Source organism: Acetobacteraceae bacterium, assembly GCA_039613835.1.
GTDB lineage: Bacteria > Pseudomonadota > Alphaproteobacteria > Acetobacterales > Acetobacteraceae > Sorlinia.
Map to the genome: position 1 here is coordinate 1,577,948 of CP154827.1, position 17,495 is coordinate 1,595,442.

Consider the following 17,495-nt stretch of genomic DNA (forward strand, 5'->3'; position numbering starts at 1 on the left):
ACCGCTATTCTTCCGTAAGCTGGCGCGGCAGGCGCGTGCGGTTCTGAAGCCAGGCAACACCCATGATATCGCGAAACCCCACGCAGGCGCGGTCGAAATTGGTGTATTTTGAAACGCCATGCAGGCGGGGCCGATGCTGCGTTTCGATACAGATCAGCTGCGCACCATACGTGCCAAACAAAGCGGGCAAAAACCGATGCAGGCCCTCAAATTGCGGCAGGCGCAGAAACATGTCCCGCCGGAAAAGCTTCATGGGTGCCCCTGTATCCGGGCAGCCATCCTTCAGGAGTTTTTGTCGTAACCCGTTTGCGAAACGCGTGGCCAGTCGACGGGAGATCCCGTCACGTCGCTTGCGCCGCACACCGACGACGATCGGCGCCTCGGCCTCCGCCCCCATAGCGTGCGTAGCGGCCCGATACATTGCAATGATGGTTGCTGGATCATCCTGCCCGTCACCATCCATCGTGGCAATCCACTGTCCCTGCGCCGCCTCAATGCCGGTGCGGAGCGCCGCGGATTTGCCGAGACGCCGGTCATGACTAATGATCCGCATCTGCGTCAGCCCCGCCGCCCGCGCCGCGCGCAGCGACGCCAATGTGTCATCCGTGCTGCCATCGTTGACGAAAATGATTTCATGCTCAGGGAATGACGCCGCCTTTTTTGACAGTTCGGCACAAACCGGCCCCACATTGCGGGCCTCATTCAGAACAGCGATGACGATCGAGAGAGGGCGGGACATTTCTGAAGCTTACCTCATCCCGATCTTGTTCGGAAGCGCATGAGCGCGCCGAAAGCATTAGTGGCGTTTCGCCGTTTTCCCGTCATGCCTGTTCAGCGCATCCGGCAAGGCATCGAGACCCTGTTCAAATAGATTTTGAGCCAGCGAATCGTCGCGCGCAACATCCTGACTCATGAGGGATCGCACAGCCGTGACGGCAGCTTGGGAAGCCGCCTCCTTCACGTCCTGGATCGCGGCGCGGCGGGAAGCGGCGATGCGATCATGGGCGAGGCGCTCCCGCTGTTGAAGAACCTGCTCCGCCTTGCGCTGGGCGGCATCGGCAATCATGGCGGCCTCACGACGGGAATTTTCGATCAGTGTTTTGGCGTCGGCAATGGCTTCTTCACGGCTGCGCGTGGCATCCTCAAGCATCTTCTCGGCCTCGCGGCGCAAAGCGCCCGCTTCATCGAGGTCGCGCCGCACCTGCGCGGCGCGGCCGTCCAGTCCCGAGGCCACCACCCGCCAGATCTTGCGTCCAAAAAAGACGAAGAACAGCACGAAGGCAACAGCGACATAAAATCTCTGGTCGTGAAGCATGGTGCCCTCCGATCAATCTGACTGACGCGGGAGCGCCTGCGCGACAGCTTCCCGAATGGCCTGGCCGGATGGCGTGGTGGCTGCGTGCGGTGGCGTCAGGATTTTGGCGATAATCGCCTCCGCCGTTGACGTCGCGACGTCTGGCAGGGCCGCCATGGCCGCCTCCCGCTTAGCCACGATGCGTTTTTCAGCTTCCACGATCTCACGGTTCAGGCGCTCGGCCATGGCGCGATTTTCAGACTCCGCGGCTTCACGGGCTTCACGGAGGACGCGGTCGATATTCTCCTGCGCCTGGGCGGCAGCTTCCTTCCGGACGCGACGTAACTCTTTCACAGCGTGATCGGCACCGCGTCGCGCATGGCGCGCCGTCTCAAGGTCACCCTCGATACGCTGGCGACGATCCGTGAGAACACGCTCCACCCGCGGCAATGCTGAACGGCTGAGCGCGAGGTAAAAAGCGATGAAGATGATCGCGCCCCAGAAGACCTGACCCAGCAGGAGCGTGTTTTTGAAATCAAGCTGGGGCATGCCTTCGGCCCGCGCGAAAGCGGGATAAACGCCCAATGTCAAAATCAGCGCACGGGACAAAATCCCAAAACGCGTCGATGATGATCGTGTGGCCCTTGGCATGCCGAATTAACCCGATCTCAGACGAACAGAATCAGGAAGGCGATCAGAAGCGCGAAGAGCGCCACAGCTTCCGTCAGGGCAAAGCCGAGCATACCAAGCCCGAAAACATGCTGGCGCGACGCCGGGTTGCGCGCAATCGAGCTTACGAGGGTCGAGAAGATATTGCCGAGCCCGATACCGACGCCGGCAAGGGCGATGACAGCAATACCGGCACCGATTTCACGAGCAGCTGAGACGTCCATGAAGTTACTTCCTTATCAAACAAACGAGAGATATCGAGGCGGCGACATTAATGTGTCACGGCCTCACGCAGATAAATGCAGGTGAGAATGGCGAAGACATAAGCCTGCAACAAACCCACCAGCAATTCCAGACCCATCAGGGCGATATTGATCGCGACGGGCGCCACGGCGAGTACGGGGCCGAAAATCCCAACCCCGGCCAGCATAATGGTGAAACCGGCAAAGACCTCCAGCAGCACGTGGCCTGCCATCATATTCGCAAAAAGCCGGATGGAAAGGCTGGCCGGGCGCGACAGGAATGAGATGATCTCAATCGGGATCAGCAGCGGCGCCAGCAATTTCGGCGCGCCCTCCGGCATAAAATGCGTGAAAAAGCCGAAACCCTGATATCTGAGTGAGGCCAGAATGGAGACGGCAAACACCATCAGCGCCAGCGCCACCGTGATGACGATGTGGCTGGTGAAAGTGAATGAATAAGGCAGCAGGCCGAGATAATTACCCGTCAGAATGAAGAAGAAGATCGCGAAGACGAAGGGTAAGAATGTCGTCCCTTTCGGCCCGATCGTCTCAACAGCGAGATTATGGATGAACTCATAGCCAATTTCGGCTGCGGCCTGCAGTCGCCCCGGCACGACGGCGGCGGGGCGCATGCCTGCATAAAGCAGCGCCAGCACGATCAGGACGGCAATGGCCATAAAAACAGGGGATTGGCTGATCTGAAGTGCCGCACCCACCTGTCCGAGCACCGGATAAAGCTCGAACTGACTGAGTGCGTCGATCGTTCTCTCGGCGGCCAAACTGCCTCTCCCGCTTCTACCTCAGCCACCGGTCGCGATGGCTGTAAAACTGATGACCGCCCTGCACCTGCCCCTCAGATATCAGCCTGCTTGACGGCGCGCAGAACGTTTAACGTGCCGGCAGCCCCACCGGCAAGGGCGAAAATGACGAGGAACAAGGCACGGAATCCCAATAGCCGATCAAACCCGTAACCGATCAGGCCACCCACGGCGAGCGCGGCAACCATTTCGGTCTCGATACGCGCAGCAAAGCCGAAAAGGGACATATCGCCCTTTCCCGCATTCTCGCCCGATGCCGCGTCGGCCTCATCCCGCATAGACGGGTCCGGACCCAGGCGCGACTCGGCCTGAGCCAGCCTTTGATCGAAGCTTGCCCCCCGTGATTGTGAGGGCTTATCAGCGCCATCTTCTTTCGATAATTCCATACCGCCCACCCCCTTGTCATATGAGCTGCCTTGATGACGCGGTTGCTAGCCATGAAGTTGCAGCATGTCAATCGCTGCGGGACCGTATCGGGTGGAGTCAGGCGTTTTTTTCAACAGCATGGTAATTAAACACGGCCGCACAACGCCGCATTCAGGCCCCGGCGCAAGCGGAAGGACCGGATCGCCCTGTTCCGTTACGCGCCATGCGGGCCATCACGCCGAAGCCGCGCCTCGCCTGCCCATTCCCGTCGATTGCGGTCCAGTTCCTCAGCGTAACGGCGCAACGCATATTTCTTCGTCAATACGCCGAGCAATCTGCGATCGGCGCATGATTCGACGACGGCGAGCGCGTCCGCCTCCGCGAGGGTGAAGATATGGACGGCTTCCTGGATATTCATGGATGGTGTGAGGAAATGATGATGTAGCATGGTCAGTGACGCGATCTTTTTATTAGCCGCATGCAAATCATTATGGAGGTCACTAAGTTGCACGATGCCGACATAATTCTGCGCCGCATCCACCACCACGACTCCGCGCGCGGCACCAAGTGGAATCGATGATCTGGCCTGACAGATGGACGTGTCGCACGTCATGACGGCATCCGGCGCCCGCATCATGCTTTTGACGTTGAGGCGGCGCATCCAGCTGACATCAAGGGCGGAGCGAATCGTCTCGCCACGCAGGTGAAAGCGCCATGTCGCGAAGGAATAGCCAAAGAGGCGCCGAACTGTCAGCATAGCCATTATGTTCGCCAGCAGGACGCCGATGGCGAGTACGAAATCCTCGGTCATTTCAAGCGCGAGACACACCATGGCCATCGGGCCGCCAATAATGGCGGTGGCCATAGCGGCCATTCCGACCGTAATCGCGAGTTGCGGGGGAAAATGGGTTACCCCCACCAGACGCAAAATAGCGTGGAAAATATCCCCTGTCAGAACGCCGATATAAAGTGACGCAAAAAACAGGCCACCGCGGAATCCGGCACCGATGGACACGCAGGATGCAATGATTTTGACGAGCAGAAAGCTTGCCGCAACGAGCAGGGTAAATTGGCCATCATAAACCAACCCCATCGCCGCATGTCCGCCTGAGAGGGCCGTCGGTGTGTAAAGGGCGAGGCACCCGACGACGATGCCCCCATCATGGGCCGGAGCCATGACTTCGCAATGTATTTCTGAAAAACAAGCTCCGCCTGCGCGACGCCTTTCATGATCACGATCCCGAGGAGGGCGCAGATGATGGCCAATGCGATGACGGGTGGCACATCCTGCCATTCAAATGTTTCAAAAGCCGGGAAAGTGAGTAATCGCGTCTCGTAACCAAGGAGCTGCGTCATGCCGATCGCGGAAAGCGTTGCGACAACGATGGGCGCGACATTGGCGAGGGAGTAACTGCCGAGAATTAATTCGAAGACATAAAATGAGCCTGCCATCGGGGCGTTGAATGCCGCACCGATCGCCGCACCAGCCCCACATCCGACGAGAATGCGCAGATCTTCCTTCCGCACACGGAAGGCCGCCCCGATCCGGGAGCCGAATGCGGCGGCGAGCTGTGTAAAACCAGCTTCGAGACCCAGAGAGGCCCCGCAACCATTGGAGAGAAAAGTCTGAAACGCGACGACGCAGCTATCCCGCACGGACATACGCCCACCATGGAGCGCGTTGGCTTCAATCGGATCGACAGGTTGCGCGCCCCGCCTGTGATGTCGGCGCAAATTATAAAGCCCCAGAACCAATCCACCAAGGGCAGGGATGATCAGGACGCGCCACCACGCGATATGTTCCACGCCCGATAAGCGCCCGCTTCCCGGAATATTGAAGAGAATTTTATGGGCAAAGCGCGTTGTCAGCGTCATCAGCCACACGCATAAACCCGCCAGCGCCCCAACCGACACGGCGAGTGCAACCAGCCAGACCTCATGACGTCCCACGAGCGCGCGCAGGTGAAGCGGCGCAAGGAAAGGAAGCGTTGGGAGGCGGGTTTTGTGCGATGATCATCAAGCGACATGGAAGTTTGTCCTCTGGCGCGCTTGGGCGTTGAACTGCCCCGCCTGACGCAGTACTACTTATCCTCAACGTCCTGGGAAAGGACGATGCCAGGTGGCTGGAGATCCGGAGTTCAGACCGACCGTGTTGTTAAACGTGATAGAACGCAAGCCAGAAGTCGAAAATTCACGCCCGCCCGTGGTTTTTCTGCACGGCCTTTATGGTCGCGCACGCAATTTGGGGTTTTTTCAGCGGCGCATCGCTGAAAAAAGACGCACACTCGCCATTGATTTACGCAATCACGGTGACAGTCCGCATGGTCCGGGGGATTACCCCGCCATGACGCAGGATGTCGCAGAGACAATGATCGCGCATCACGCGACACCGGCCGCCATCATGGGACATTCAATGGGGGGAAAGGTGGCGATGCTTCTCGCCCTTGAACACCCAGAACTTGTTTCCTCCCTCGTCATTGGTGATATGGCCCCGGCACGGACCGGATATGGTCAGGGCAAGTTGGCGCTTGACCTGCTTCAACTCAAATTCCCGCAACGTCTGGATCGAGCGGGTGCGAACGATCTTTTAAGCACCGTCGTTGAATCGCAACAGGTGCGTGATCTGCTCCTGCAGAATATCCGTCTGGGCGATGACCCGGGTTGGACGATGGGGTTGCAGGACATTACCGAGTCCATCGCCAACATTGAAAACTGGCCTTACGTGCCGGAGGGACACGTTTATGACGGGCCCGTGCTCTTCATCCGGGGTGAGAATTCGCCTTACATCTCGGAAAAGCATTTCGATGTCATGAAAAAACTTTTCCCCAATCACCGGCTTGAAACGATGAGGAAGGTCGGTCATTGGCTTCATGCCGAGGATCCCAAAACCTTCAACACATTTTTAACGACTTTCCTCGACGCCTACTGAAATCAGCCCCGCGCAGATAGAGGCAGGCAAAGCGCCGGTAATGTTTCAGATCGCGCGTCGAAGGGTTTTTAAATACGGGCGATGACGCCATATTGACCCCTGGCCGGTCGCGGCAATAAGCGCGCTGGCCCTGTTCTGATTTTTATGACGCAGGTGCTCCGCTGAACCGCACGCCGGACTTTAAATCGACCGAAATCCGTTCGGAGCTCCGGGGGCATCAAGGGGACGCGGCGCGGCGCGTTGAGCCGCGCCTTTTTTCACAACGATCAGCGTCGACGGCTGAAGCGCCGCCGAAGGCGACGATCAAGAGTCGGTTTGCGCAATATGTGCCGCCCATCGCCCGCTTGCACCCGACCCGCACAAAACTGACGCCGCGCGCCGCGCCGGAAAATTCTTTCTCAGGGCCGTTTTTCAGCACGATCATTCTGCATTTATGCCTTGTCACCCTGCTTATCTGGCAATCGCGGCATCATGATTTCCTCGGGCACGCGCAAGGTGATCTGCCGGATAAGGTGGAGGTGACGTTTGATACCCCCATGCAGCGTGCGATGCAGGGGCCTGAAAATAATAGTGATGCGGGGGCGCAGAAAGCCGGTTTGCTATCGCATGGCAAGCCCGTGCGAAACTCTGAAGACCTTCAGGATGAGGTTGCGCGGGACGAGACATCAGGCAGCGCGACACCGCAACCCATGTCACCGGTGATGCCGCCTGATGAGGCGGGTGAACGCACCACCTCCGCCACGACAAGCGCCGCCATCCCGACCGACGCGCCGCCTCTTCCACCTCGCCATGCCCAGCGCCGCCAAAGCGCGCCGAAATCCAAAAACCCCTTTGAGAACATGGCGAATTTGGATTACAGCGATGCCTCACCCTCTCCCCGCCGACGCACGGGACACTATGGCGGCGCGCACGGACCGGTGGATATGTCTTACGGGCCTCTCGTCAAAAATGGAACGGTGAACTCACCTAATCTCTCCGTGCGGAAAATCCGTGGCGTGAGTGAAGATTATGGGGAGGAGCTCTCACGCTGGATCCGGAGCCGGCTCTTTTACCCTGCCGACGCCGTGGCCAATGGGGAGGGGGGGGAATCCTCCTTGCATGTTGTGCTGGATCGACAGGGGCGGGTGAAGTCCGTCCGCGTGACGGGGCAATCAGGTTCCTACGCGCTGGATGCCGCTGCCATGAGTATTTTCAGTATGCATGCGCAGCTCCCGCCGATCCCGCCAGACATGGTTGGTGACCATTTTGATATTGATATGACCATCAATTACATCTTGATACGCGGGTAATATGTGACCCGCTAACGTCAATCAGTGGCCGGAACATCTTCATAAGCTGAGGGGTCAGGACAGGCGCAGACGAGGTTTCGGTCTCCCCAGGCATTATCAATACGATTGACGGGTGGGAAATATTTATCCGCGGCACTTTCCCCCATGGGGCTACATCCCTGCGCGCACGTGTAGGCGCGCTGCCAATTACTCGTGAGGTCGTGTAATGTGTGGGGGGCGTGGCGCAGTGGGCTTTCCGGCAGCGCCATATCGCCCCTGGCAATTTCCGCGATTTCAGCGCGTATGGCGATCATGGCATCGCAGAAGCGATCCAGCTCCGCGAGGCTTTCCGACTCCGTCGGCTCAATCATGAATGTGCCTGGCACGGGGAAGCTGATGGTCGGCGCATGGAAACCGTAATCAATCAGGCGTTTCGCGATATCATCAACAGTGACGCCGGTTTCATCTTTGATCGGGCGCAGATCAATGATGCACTCATGCGCTGTATAACCCTGGCGGCCGCGATAGAGGACGGGGAAGTAGGGTTCAAGTCGATGCGCAACGTAATTGGCATTTAGCACGGCGAGTTCCGTCGCGCGCCGCAACCCGGCATCGCCCGTCATCATGAGATAGGCGGTCGAGATTGGCAAAATGGACGCTGAGCCATACATGGCCGCCGACACGGCGTGCGCGCCGCCTTTTTCAGGTTGACCGGGCAGGTAGGATGCGAGATGCGCTTTGACGCCGATCGGGCCCATACCCGGCCCCCCACCCCCATGCGGGATGCAGAATGTTTTATGCAGGTTAAGATGCGAGACATCCGCGCCGAACAGACTCGGGTAAGCAAGCCCGAGCTGGGCGTTCATATTGGCACCGTCCAGATAGATCTGCCCCCCTTCCGCGTGCACCAGACAGCATAAGGCCACGATGTGATCCTCAAATACGCCATGGGTTGAGGGGTAGGTGATCATCATCGCCGCCACAGCGTTTTTATGAGCAGCGAGTTTCACTTTGAGGTCATCAAGATCAACATTGCCCTGCGCATCGCAGGCCACGACGACAACACGCATCCCCGCCAGATGGGCTGAAGCCGGGTTCGTACCATGCGCCGATGCCGGGATCAGGCAGATATCGCGCTCCGCCTCCCCCTGCGCCTGATGATAGGCCCGGATGGCCAGCAACCCTGCATATTCCCCCTGCGCTCCGGAATTAGGCTGGAGTGACACAGCGTCATAGCCCGTCACGCGGCAGAGCACCTGCTCCAGATACGCAAAAAGCGTGTGATATCCTTTAACCTGATGCGCGGGCGCGTGAGGGTGAATGGTGGCAAATTCGGGCCAGGAGACCGGCATCATTTCTGTCGCGGCATTGAGCTTCATGGTGCAAGAACCCAGCGGTATCATCGTCCGGTCAAGCGCGAGGTCACGATCCGCGAGGCGGCGCAGATAGCGCATCATCTCCGTCTCTGATCGATATTGATGAAAGACCGGGTGCGTCAGAAGCGCCCCTTCCCGCTGCAAAACCGTTGGGAAACACGCTTGCGGCACGGTGATCTCGGCCTCAAGCGCATCAATATCCGCACCTGGCGCAAAAACCTGCCATAGAGTCTTGATATCCTCCGCGGAAGTCACCTCATCGCAGGATATGCCGATCCTGCCGCCGCTAGCATTCCTCAGATTAATGCCTTTCGCTTCAGCGCGCTTCAGGATCACATCAGCATCGTTACCGACTGAGACGGTGAGGGTGTCGAAAAAATCATCCGAAACAGGCGGGACGCCCAGTTTACGCAACCCCGCTGCCAGGATCGACGCCAGGCGATGCACACGTTTCGCGATGGCGCGCAGGCCCTCCGGGCCGTGATAGACCGCATACATCGCGGCGATCACGGCGAGCAGAACCTGCGCGGTGCAGATATTTGAGGTCGCTTTTTCCCGCCTTATATGTTGCTCACGCGTTTGCAGGGCCAGCCGATAAGCGGGGCGACCCGCCGAATCGCGGGAGACACCGATGAGCCGCCCCGGCATATGCCGCTTGAAGCTTTCCCTGACCGCCATGAAAGCCGCATGGGGGCCGCCGAAACCCATCGGCACGCCGTAACGCTGCATGGAACCGACAGCGATATCCGCACCCATCTCACCGGGGGGTTTGAGCAGAAGCAGCGCCAGCGGATCCGTCGTCATGGTAATGATGACGTCGCGATCCCGCAGGTGCGCGATGAGATCCCGATCATCCTGCACCGCGCCGGAGCTTCCGGGGTAGGAAAGCAGAAGACCGAAAATATCGTCGCGCGAGGCGGCGTCCTCCGGCTTGCCGACAACGATTTGCCAGCCCAGCGGTGCGGCGTGCGTTTCCAGGACGGAGATAATTTGCGGGTGCGTGTCCGCATCGACGAAAAAAACATCGCCTTTCACCCGGGAGACACGATGCGACATTGTCATCGCTTCCGCGCAGGCCGTGGCCTCATCCAATAAAGAAGCGTTGGCGATATCCAGCCCAGTCAGATCTTTGACCATAGTCTGAAAGGTGATGAGCGCCTCAAGGCGGCCCTGGCTGATCTCAGGCTGATAGGGGGTATAGGCGGTATACCAGGCCGGGTTTTCGAAGATATTGCGCTGAATCACCGCAGGCATGAGGGTATCATAATATCCCTGCCCGATCATGGTGCGCATGACGATATTCTGTTGGGCCATCCCCCGCAATTTTGTCAGTGCTTCCGCTTCAGAAAGCGCGTCGCCAATGCGACGCTCTGATTGGTTCGCCCCTTCGCGATCAAGGATTTCAGCCGGTATCGTGGCATCAATCAACGCATCCAGACTATCGAGGCCAAGCGTGTGCAACATGGCGTCAATGTCGCGCGTGCGCGGTCCGACATGGCGGTCGATAAAGGGCGCGGCCGTAGACGCAGGCCAAAGGGGATCGCGTTGCGACACGGAAACGAAACTCCTTGCGGACAGGATCATGATGCCAGGCCGACGTAACCGCCTGGCCGACAGACTTGTTTAAAAGGGAGGCTTTATAGGCGGTTGCATCCAGCAAACCGTCCAATTGCGTGCGGTCCGTGATCTTGAGCGTGAAGATCCACCCAGCCCCCTCAGGATCTTCGCTGACCAGATGCGGGGAGTCGGAAAGTTGTTCATTGAACCCGGCGATTTCACCCGCGACCGGCGCATAAATATCGGAGGCCGCCTTGACCGACTCCACGACAGCCGCCGCTTCGCCCTGGGCAAGTGCTGTCCCGGTATCCCTGGCTTCAACGAAGACAGGCTCTCCCAATTCTTCCGCGGCGTGGCGGGTGATGCCCACCGTCGCAACATCACCATCCAGACGAACCCACTCATGGGACGGGGTGTAAAAAACCATCATATTCGGCATTCTCCACTCATGAACGCTTGTAACCGGCGGGGACAAAATTCAGGCCGACAATATGGACGTCTGTCACCTTCCCGCGGAGGGCCGCGAAAATCGTTTGCCCTGTTTTACTGAAAGCCGGCGTCACATAGCCCATGGCGACCGGCCCGTTGAATGACGGCCCGAAAGTGCCGGATGTCACTTTGCCGATGGGTTTTTTTGCTTCCTGGTCCGCATAGAGCATCTCCCTGGCGCGGATCGGTGCGCGTCCCGTTGCAGCGAGGCCAACACGACATTGCGCAGGCCCCTCCGCCAGTTCTTTCAGGATCACATCATCGCCGGGGAAGCCCCCTGCCCGCGCACCATCCGCACGACGGCATTTCGGGATCGCCCATTGCAGGGAGGCTTCTATGGGGGTGGTGTTTTCATCGATATCCTGGCCGTAAAGACACAGCCCGACCTCAAGCCGCAAGCTGTCGCGCGCGCCCAGACCGATCGGAAGGACACGCGGATCGGACAGGATTTTCTCCGCGACGGAGGCGGCGTGGGCGGCGGGGAGGCTCAGCTCAAATCCGTCCTCGCCCGTATAACCCGACCGGGCGAGGATAAAGGCGACGCCACCAATCTCAGTATCGATGACATCCATAAACCGCATGTCACGGCTTGGCGGACAAAGCGCGCCCATAATCTCCGCGGATAAAGGCCCCTGCAAGGCGAGGAGCGCACGATTTTCGAGAGGGGTGACGACGATGTCATCTTCAAGATGCGCCCGGAGATGCGCGAGGTCCTTTTCCTGACGGCTCGCATTGACGACCATAAAAATGGCCTCACCACGTCGCGCCACCATCAGATCATCAAGGAGCCCCCCATTTGGCAGGGTGAAAAAGCCGTAACGCTGTCGGCCATCCTTAAGACCCGCAATATCAACGGGGATCAGTTTTTCCAGCGCGGTAGCGAGGGCCGCAAACCCGCCCTCACGCGCGGTGATCTCGATCTGCCCCATATGGGACACGTCAAATAAACCGGCCGCACGGCGTGTGTGGAGATGCTCCGCCATCAACCCCGCTTTGTAATAAAGCGGCATGTCATACCCGGCGAAAGGCACCATTTTTGCGCCGAGACGGAAATGGAGGGCGTGGAGAGCTGTGCGATACAATGTTTGGGACAAAGACGAACGCCTCCTGAAAGAGGTTGAAATCTTTGCCCCTTCTGTCGGTTCGCCTGAGATCGCTATCCCTTCGGCGGACACCTTGAAGACGCCTCTTTCCAGAAGTAAAACGATTCCGGTCCTTTTGCCTGAGAGTTTCCGGGGCGGTTGCTCCTTCGGCGCTGGTCAGAACCAGCCTCTCCCGTAAATCGAGGCTTTACTCTTGGCAGAACTCCGGTTCTAAATCAACCATCGAAAACTTAAGGAAATGATTGTGTCAAAACCTTTCATCGTACTCACCGAATTTTCCGTCGTGCCAGACTCTTTTGACGCGTTTTTTGAACTCTGCCTATTCGACAGCCGCCACTCCCTCGGTGATGAGGAAGGCTGTCTCGGCTTCGATGTTCTGACGGATAATGACGACAAATGCGCGATTGTCCTGCACGAAACCTACAAAGACCGTGCCGCGTTTGACGCGCATCTGCAAATGCCACATTTCAAAAAATTCGCGGAAGCGCTGAAAGAGCTTGAGGTTGAGGAGAAATATGTCCGGTTTTTCACCCATCAGGCCCCAGCGCGATAAGATTTTTCCGTTCAGGCGCGCCGCGATTACCGGCGTTGCCCTGGCGGTACCGCTTCTCGCTGCGTGCTCCCGTGAGGATTTTCTGCTCTCCAATGCGCGCACCGGTATGAATAATCCGGCATCAACTTATTGCATTCAAAAGGCGGTGGGTTGCAGATGGTCCGGGATGAAAAAGGCGTGCACGCTTTGTGCCACCTTCCCGACGGGCGCATCATTGAAGAGTGGGGTCTCTTCCGCCAGGATCACCCAACGCAAAATCAGAGCCAGATGGCGACAATGCCAGCGCAGTCGGGCAGGATCGGGAAATAAGTCTGCGCGCGTCAGATGGCGCACTGCCTGGCGGCGTGACGCGCCATCGCAGTGCCTCTGGACCTTCATGACGACCACCTGACAGGGTGCAGGCGGCCTCAGACAAGGGGTTAGTTTCTGGCTTTATCCACCAATTTGCCCTTCGCGATCCAGGGCATCATCGCGCGCAGTTTCTCACCTGTTTTTTCAATCTGATGCGCGTCGTTACGTGCGCGGATGGCCTTGAAGCCAATACCACCCGACTGATTTTCCTGAATGAAATTCCGCACGAACGTGCCATTCTGAATGTCCGTCAGAACGCGTTTCATTTCAGCTTTCGTTTCCGGGGTCACGATGCGGGGGCCGGTTACATACTCACCATATTCCGCCGTGTTGGAAATCGAATAATTCATATTGGCGATACCGCCTTCATAAATCAGATCGACGATGAGTTTCATCTCATGGAGGCATTCAAAATACGCCATCTCAGGCGCATAACCGCCCTCAACAAGCGTCTCAAACCCGGCCCGGATCAGCTCCACCAGCCCACCGCAGAGAACCGCCTGCTCACCAAAGAGATCCGTCTCGACTTCCTCCTTGAAGCTCGTCTCAATGATACCGGCCCGGCCACCACCATTGGCCGAAGCGTAAGAGAGCGCGATATCGAGCGCATTTCCGGATGCGTCCTGCGCCACCGCAACAAGGGACGGCACGCCACCACCCTGCTGATATTCCGACCGCACCGTGTGGCCAGGGCCCTTCGGCGCAATCAGAAAAACATCCAGATCAGGACGCGCTTCAATGAGGCGGAAATGGATTGATAAACCATGCGCAAAAGCGAGGGCGGCCCCCTGTTTCAGGTTTTTCTCCAGATGCTCTTTGTAAAGAGCGGCCTGCCCCTCATCAGGTGTCAGCACCATCACTACATCAGCCCAGGATGCCGCCTCAGAGGGGGTCATCACTTTAAACCCGGCCTCCTGCGCTTTCGCGACAGCTTTTGAGTCCGGCCGCAGGGCGACGACAATGTCGCGGACGCCGCTGTCACGAAGATTATGCGCGTGGGCATGTCCCTGACTACCGTAACCGATAATGGCCAGTTTTTTACTTTTGATTAAGCCGAGATCGCAGTCACGGTCGTAATAAACACGCATCGGTGTTCTCCTTCACATTTTAAATTAGGCTGACTGAAAGGATTTCTGCGCGCCGCGTGTCATGGCGACGATGCCGGTCCGCGCGACTTCCATCACGCCAAGCGGAAGCAACAGGTCGATGAAAGCCGTCACTTTATCGCTTGAACCTGTGACTTCATACACGCAGGATGTCGCGGAAACATCGACAATGCGAGCGTGAAAGGCATCGGCAATGCGCATGGCCTCCGTCCGCGGGTCACCGCGATTGACCACTTTGATCAATGCCAGCTCCCGCCCGACATGCGGCCCCGGCTCACTGAGGTCAAGCACGCCATGCACCGGGACAAGACGCCCCAACTGCGCCTTGATCTGCGCGATGACCATCTCCGTTCCCGATGTCACAATGGTGATGCGCGACATATGATGGGCCGGGTCGATTTCCGAGACAGTGAGGCTTTCAATATTATAGCCGCGGCCTGAAAACAGCCCGACAACCCGGGCCAGCGCCCCGCTCTCATTTTCGATGATCACGGCGATGATCGCCGTTTTTATGGGTTCTTCTTTCATTAGACCAACATTATGCCTTCATCGGTGATCCGCGCGGCGTCCGTCTGTCGGTCCGGCCCGAGAAGCATCTCATTATGCGCCGCCCCTGACGGAATCATGGGGAAACAATTTTCATCAGGGCTCACACAGATTTCAGCGACAACGGAGCCCTTATGCGTCAACATCGTCTCAATCGCGGCATCCAGCTCACCAATGCAGGTGGCCCTGACGCCTTTGCCATGGAAGGCCTCGGCAAGCCGGGTGAAATCAGGCAGGGCCTCGCTGTAGGAATGGGCATAGCGTGAGCCGTGCAATAATTCCTGCCATTGCCGCACCATGCCCATATACCGGTTATTCAGAATGAAGATTTTGACCGGCAGATCATATTGCGCCATCGTCCCGAGCTCCTGAATATTCATCAGGATGGAAGCCTCGCCCGCAATATCAATGACCAGCCCCTCCGGATGGGCGATCTGTGCGCCGATTGCGGCGGGTAAGCCATAACCCATTGTTCCCAATCCGCCTGAAGTCAGCCAGTGATTCGGTGCATCGAAATGAAAATGCTGCGCCGCCCACATCTGATGTTGCCCGACTTCTGTCGAGACATACACATCCGTCTTCATCTTCCGTGTGGCTTCGTAAAGGCGTTTGATTGCGTGTTGGGGCCGGATGATTGCCGCCGGATCCATATCCTGCTTGAAAGCAAAACTATCAACGGCGCGCCAGCCATCAATCATCTGCCACCATTGAGACAGTTCATTTGGCCCGCCCTCCCACATCTCATTCAATGCCTGAAGAGTGAGACCGACATCACCGATAAGGGCGTAGTCCGCGCGGATGATTTTATTGATCTGCGCAGGGTCAATATCCGCGTGGATCTTGAGTGACCCCGGAGAGAATGTGTCGACCCGCCCCGTCACGCGGTCATCAAATCGCGCACCCAGGGCGATGAGAAGATCGCAATCATGCGTCGCCAGATTGGCTTCGTAACTGCCATGCATCCCCAACATGCCAAGGAAATGCGGGTCCGTCGTCGGGACGGCGCCCAGCCCCATCAAGGTTGAGGTGACGGGGAAGTCGGTTTTACGCACCAGCTCCCGCAACGCGGCGGAGGCACCTGGCCCCGCATTGATCACCCCACCCCCTGTGTAGAAGAGGGGCCGACGCGCCTTCTTCATCATGGCCATGGCTTCCCGGATCGCGGAAGGGTCCGGCCGGGTCTGCGGTGCATATGGGCGTCGCCGACTACCGAAGCGCGAGGGTGCCGCCTCAATCTTACCGACAGAAATATCCTTCGGGAGGTCAATCAGCACAGGGCCGGGCCGCCCCGTCGTCGCGACACGGAAGGCCTCCCGCACAATGGGCGCAAGGTCCTTCCCGTGTTTGACGAGGTAATTATATTTCGTCGCAGGGCGCGTGATGCCGGTCGTGTCCGCTTCCTGAAACGCATCATTGCCGATTAGCGCGGAAGGGACCTGTCCGCAAATACAGACGATCGGGATTGAGTCCATCAGGGCATCGACCAGGCCGGTCACGGCGTTGGTTGCGCCGGGGCCGCTTGTCACCAGCACGATGCCGGGCCTGCCCGTGGCGCGCGCATATCCCTCCGCCGCATGGACAGCCGCCTGCTCATGCCGGACAAGAATGTGACGAATATCATGTCGCTGGTGCAACGCGTCGTAAATCGGAAGGACCGCGCCGCCAGGATAGCCGAAAATAACATCAACACCGTGCTCGACCAACAGGTCCAGAAGCTGCTGCGCGCCATTTTGCGCCGTTATTGACGATGTCGCGACCGGATGATCTGAATCGGACATAACCAACCTCCCTTTTGAGAAAGGGGGATTACCGCAAAATTCAACAGCGCGTCAATCGCGCCCTTATAAATATTTCTAAACCTTCTAACGTTCTTTCCGAAAATTGCGTATATTGTTCAAATCTTTGCGATAAATTATACGTGTGCGCCGCGCTAGCAAGTTCGTGATGTCTAAACCACGTAGCTTGCCGCCTCGTATATTGTCCCGTCGCAAGGGTTGCACGTTCACGCGCCATCACCAGGGTCATATTTCCATCGAGAAATGCGATCAATTCCGGCACGCCATGGGCGCGCATGGCCGGGAGGGAAGGGGGTAAATTGCGGGCGCGCAAAGCCGTGACCTCCTCAATCGCGCCATGATCCAACATGGCATCAAAGCGGGCCGCGATCGCCGCGCGCAACGCGTCCCTCGGTGGGTCGAGTCGCAGAGCGATGAAGCTGCCTGAAGCGGCGGGAAGGGGCGATTCGCGCCGCCACCAGCTCAGGGTTTTACCCGTTCCGCGCCATACCTCCCAGACGCGCGCCAGCCTCTGACCATCGGCCGGTGCGATCCGGCTGACCGCGTCAGGGTCAATCGTCTGGAGCATGGTATATAGCGATTCGGGTCCCTCAGCCGCGAGTTTATCGCGGACTTCCGCGCGGACTTCCGGCCCCGGGTCAGGCACTTCCGCCAGGCCCTCGATAAGGGCACGCAGATACATGCCCGTCCCGCCGCAGAAAATCGGCAATCTGCCCGATCCGAGAGCCGCTTCCATCTCATCCAGGGCGTGGCGACGCCACCAGGCGACACTTCCATTTTCCGCCGCGTCAAGGACACCGTAAAGACGATGCGGCACGGCCTGCATTTCCGCCTCTGACGGGCGTGCTGTCAGGATGCGCAGATCCCGGTAAACCTGCATGGAGTCCGCGTTGATGATGACCCCGTCAAAAAGCTGCGCGAGGGAAAATGCCAGAGCCGACTTGCCGGAGCACGTCGGTCCGGTCACAATAAGCGCGGTCGGCGTGTGTTGCATGCGTCGTTTGTGACACAGAAAAGAAGTTTCCGCGAGTT

General features: G+C 58.3%; 17 protein-coding genes, 2 pseudogenes and 1 riboswitch. Of the genes and pseudogenes, 3 read left to right on the plus strand and 16 right to left on the minus strand.

Annotation, left to right across the window (positions count from 1 at the left end; all coding sequences use genetic code 11):
* Positions 1 to 4: 4 nt before the first annotated feature.
* From AAYR33_08750 to AAYR33_08785, 8 genes and pseudogenes are all read right to left on the minus strand, one after another.
* A complete protein-coding gene (locus tag AAYR33_08750; protein XAO71080.1) occupies positions 5 to 739 on the minus strand; it encodes a glycosyltransferase family 2 protein in 735 nt (244 codons plus the stop codon).
* Between the two features lie 57 nt (positions 740 to 796).
* Positions 797 to 1,315, minus strand: a complete 519-nt coding sequence (locus AAYR33_08755; GenBank protein ID XAO71081.1) for a F0F1 ATP synthase subunit B — start codon at positions 1,313 to 1,315, stop codon at positions 797 to 799.
* 12 nt (positions 1,316 to 1,327) lie between these two features.
* The gene (locus tag AAYR33_08760; protein ID XAO71082.1) at positions 1,328 to 1,903 is read right to left on the minus strand and encodes a hypothetical protein; all 576 of its coding nucleotides are present in this window, start codon (positions 1,901 to 1,903) and stop codon (positions 1,328 to 1,330) included.
* Positions 1,904 to 1,962: 59 nt separating this feature from the next.
* The gene (locus tag AAYR33_08765) at positions 1,963 to 2,187 is read right to left on the minus strand and encodes an ATP synthase subunit C family protein (GenBank protein ID XAO71083.1); all 225 of its coding nucleotides are present in this window, start codon (positions 2,185 to 2,187) and stop codon (positions 1,963 to 1,965) included.
* Between the two features lie 47 nt (positions 2,188 to 2,234).
* Positions 2,235 to 2,984, minus strand: a complete 750-nt coding sequence (locus tag AAYR33_08770; protein XAO71084.1) for a F0F1 ATP synthase subunit A — start codon at positions 2,982 to 2,984, stop codon at positions 2,235 to 2,237.
* Between the two features lie 74 nt (positions 2,985 to 3,058).
* Complete coding sequence (locus tag AAYR33_08775; protein XAO71085.1) at positions 3,059 to 3,409, minus strand: AtpZ/AtpI family protein; 351 nt, start codon at positions 3,407 to 3,409, stop codon at positions 3,059 to 3,061.
* Between the two features lie 194 nt (positions 3,410 to 3,603).
* On the minus strand, positions 3,604 to 4,683 hold the full coding sequence (locus AAYR33_08780) for a chloride channel protein (protein XAO71086.1): 1,080 nt from the start codon (positions 4,681 to 4,683) through the stop codon (positions 3,604 to 3,606).
* Positions 4,596 to 5,264, minus strand: a pseudogene (locus tag AAYR33_08785) (chloride channel protein). The gene AAYR33_08780 and the pseudogene AAYR33_08785 overlap by 88 nt, the downstream one beginning before the upstream one ends.
* Positions 5,265 to 5,538: 274 nt before the next feature.
* Here AAYR33_08785 and AAYR33_08790 point away from each other — a divergent pair.
* Together AAYR33_08790 and AAYR33_08795 are read left to right on the plus strand one after the other, a co-directional pair.
* Entirely contained in the window at positions 5,539 to 6,318 is a 780-nt protein-coding gene (locus AAYR33_08790; GenBank protein ID XAO72447.1) for an alpha/beta fold hydrolase, read from the plus strand.
* Between the two features lie 326 nt (positions 6,319 to 6,644).
* A complete protein-coding gene (locus tag AAYR33_08795) occupies positions 6,645 to 7,607 on the plus strand; it encodes a TonB family protein (protein ID XAO71087.1) in 963 nt (320 codons plus the stop codon).
* Positions 7,608 to 7,624: 17 nt separating this feature from the next.
* Here the strand turns inward: AAYR33_08795 and gcvP are convergent, their stop codons facing one another.
* The 3 genes and pseudogenes from gcvP to gcvT all read right to left on the minus strand — a co-directional run bounded on the left by gcvP (position 7,625) and on the right by gcvT (position 12,102).
* Positions 7,625 to 10,516 carry an aminomethyl-transferring glycine dehydrogenase gene (gene gcvP, locus AAYR33_08800; GenBank protein ID XAO71088.1) on the minus strand — a complete coding sequence of 964 codons (2,892 nt, stop codon included), beginning with the start codon at positions 10,514 to 10,516 and terminating at the stop codon, positions 7,625 to 7,627.
* Between the two features lie 79 nt (positions 10,517 to 10,595).
* Positions 10,596 to 10,949 (minus strand): annotated as a pseudogene (gene gcvH, locus AAYR33_08805) (glycine cleavage system protein GcvH).
* A gap of 16 nt (positions 10,950 to 10,965) precedes the next feature.
* Positions 10,966 to 12,102 carry a glycine cleavage system aminomethyltransferase GcvT gene (gene gcvT, locus AAYR33_08810; GenBank protein XAO71089.1) on the minus strand — a complete coding sequence of 379 codons (1,137 nt, stop codon included), beginning with the start codon at positions 12,100 to 12,102 and terminating at the stop codon, positions 10,966 to 10,968.
* A 106-nt stretch (positions 12,103 to 12,208) separates the two neighbouring features.
* Positions 12,209 to 12,296: riboswitch (glycine riboswitch) on the minus strand.
* A gap of 59 nt (positions 12,297 to 12,355) precedes the next feature.
* On the opposite strand from gcvT, the gene AAYR33_08815 reads away from it, so the two are divergent.
* The gene (locus AAYR33_08815; GenBank protein XAO71090.1) at positions 12,356 to 12,664 is read left to right on the plus strand and encodes a putative quinol monooxygenase; all 309 of its coding nucleotides are present in this window, start codon (positions 12,356 to 12,358) and stop codon (positions 12,662 to 12,664) included.
* A gap of 135 nt (positions 12,665 to 12,799) precedes the next feature.
* Here the strand turns inward: AAYR33_08815 and AAYR33_08820 are convergent, their stop codons facing one another.
* From AAYR33_08820 to miaA, 5 genes are read right to left on the minus strand one after another with little or no spacing between them, the layout of a single operon-like run.
* On the minus strand, positions 12,800 to 13,051 hold the full coding sequence (locus tag AAYR33_08820; protein XAO71091.1) for a hypothetical protein: 252 nt from the start codon (positions 13,049 to 13,051) through the stop codon (positions 12,800 to 12,802).
* 32 nt (positions 13,052 to 13,083) lie between these two features.
* Positions 13,084 to 14,103 carry a ketol-acid reductoisomerase gene (gene ilvC / locus AAYR33_08825; GenBank protein XAO71092.1) on the minus strand — a complete coding sequence of 340 codons (1,020 nt, stop codon included), beginning with the start codon at positions 14,101 to 14,103 and terminating at the stop codon, positions 13,084 to 13,086.
* Between the two features lie 24 nt (positions 14,104 to 14,127).
* Positions 14,128 to 14,649 carry an acetolactate synthase small subunit gene (gene ilvN, locus AAYR33_08830; GenBank protein XAO71093.1) on the minus strand — a complete coding sequence of 174 codons (522 nt, stop codon included), beginning with the start codon at positions 14,647 to 14,649 and terminating at the stop codon, positions 14,128 to 14,130.
* Positions 14,649 to 16,445, minus strand: a complete 1,797-nt coding sequence (gene ilvB, locus AAYR33_08835; GenBank protein ID XAO71094.1) for a biosynthetic-type acetolactate synthase large subunit — start codon at positions 16,443 to 16,445, stop codon at positions 14,649 to 14,651. Before ilvB ends, ilvN begins: the two co-directional genes overlap by 1 nt.
* Before the next feature lie 40 nt (positions 16,446 to 16,485).
* Positions 16,486 to 17,457: a tRNA (adenosine(37)-N6)-dimethylallyltransferase MiaA gene (miaA, locus tag AAYR33_08840; GenBank protein ID XAO71095.1), complete on the minus strand. Its 972-nt coding sequence runs from the start codon at positions 17,455 to 17,457 to the stop codon at positions 16,486 to 16,488.
* Positions 17,458 to 17,495 lie beyond the last annotated feature (38 nt).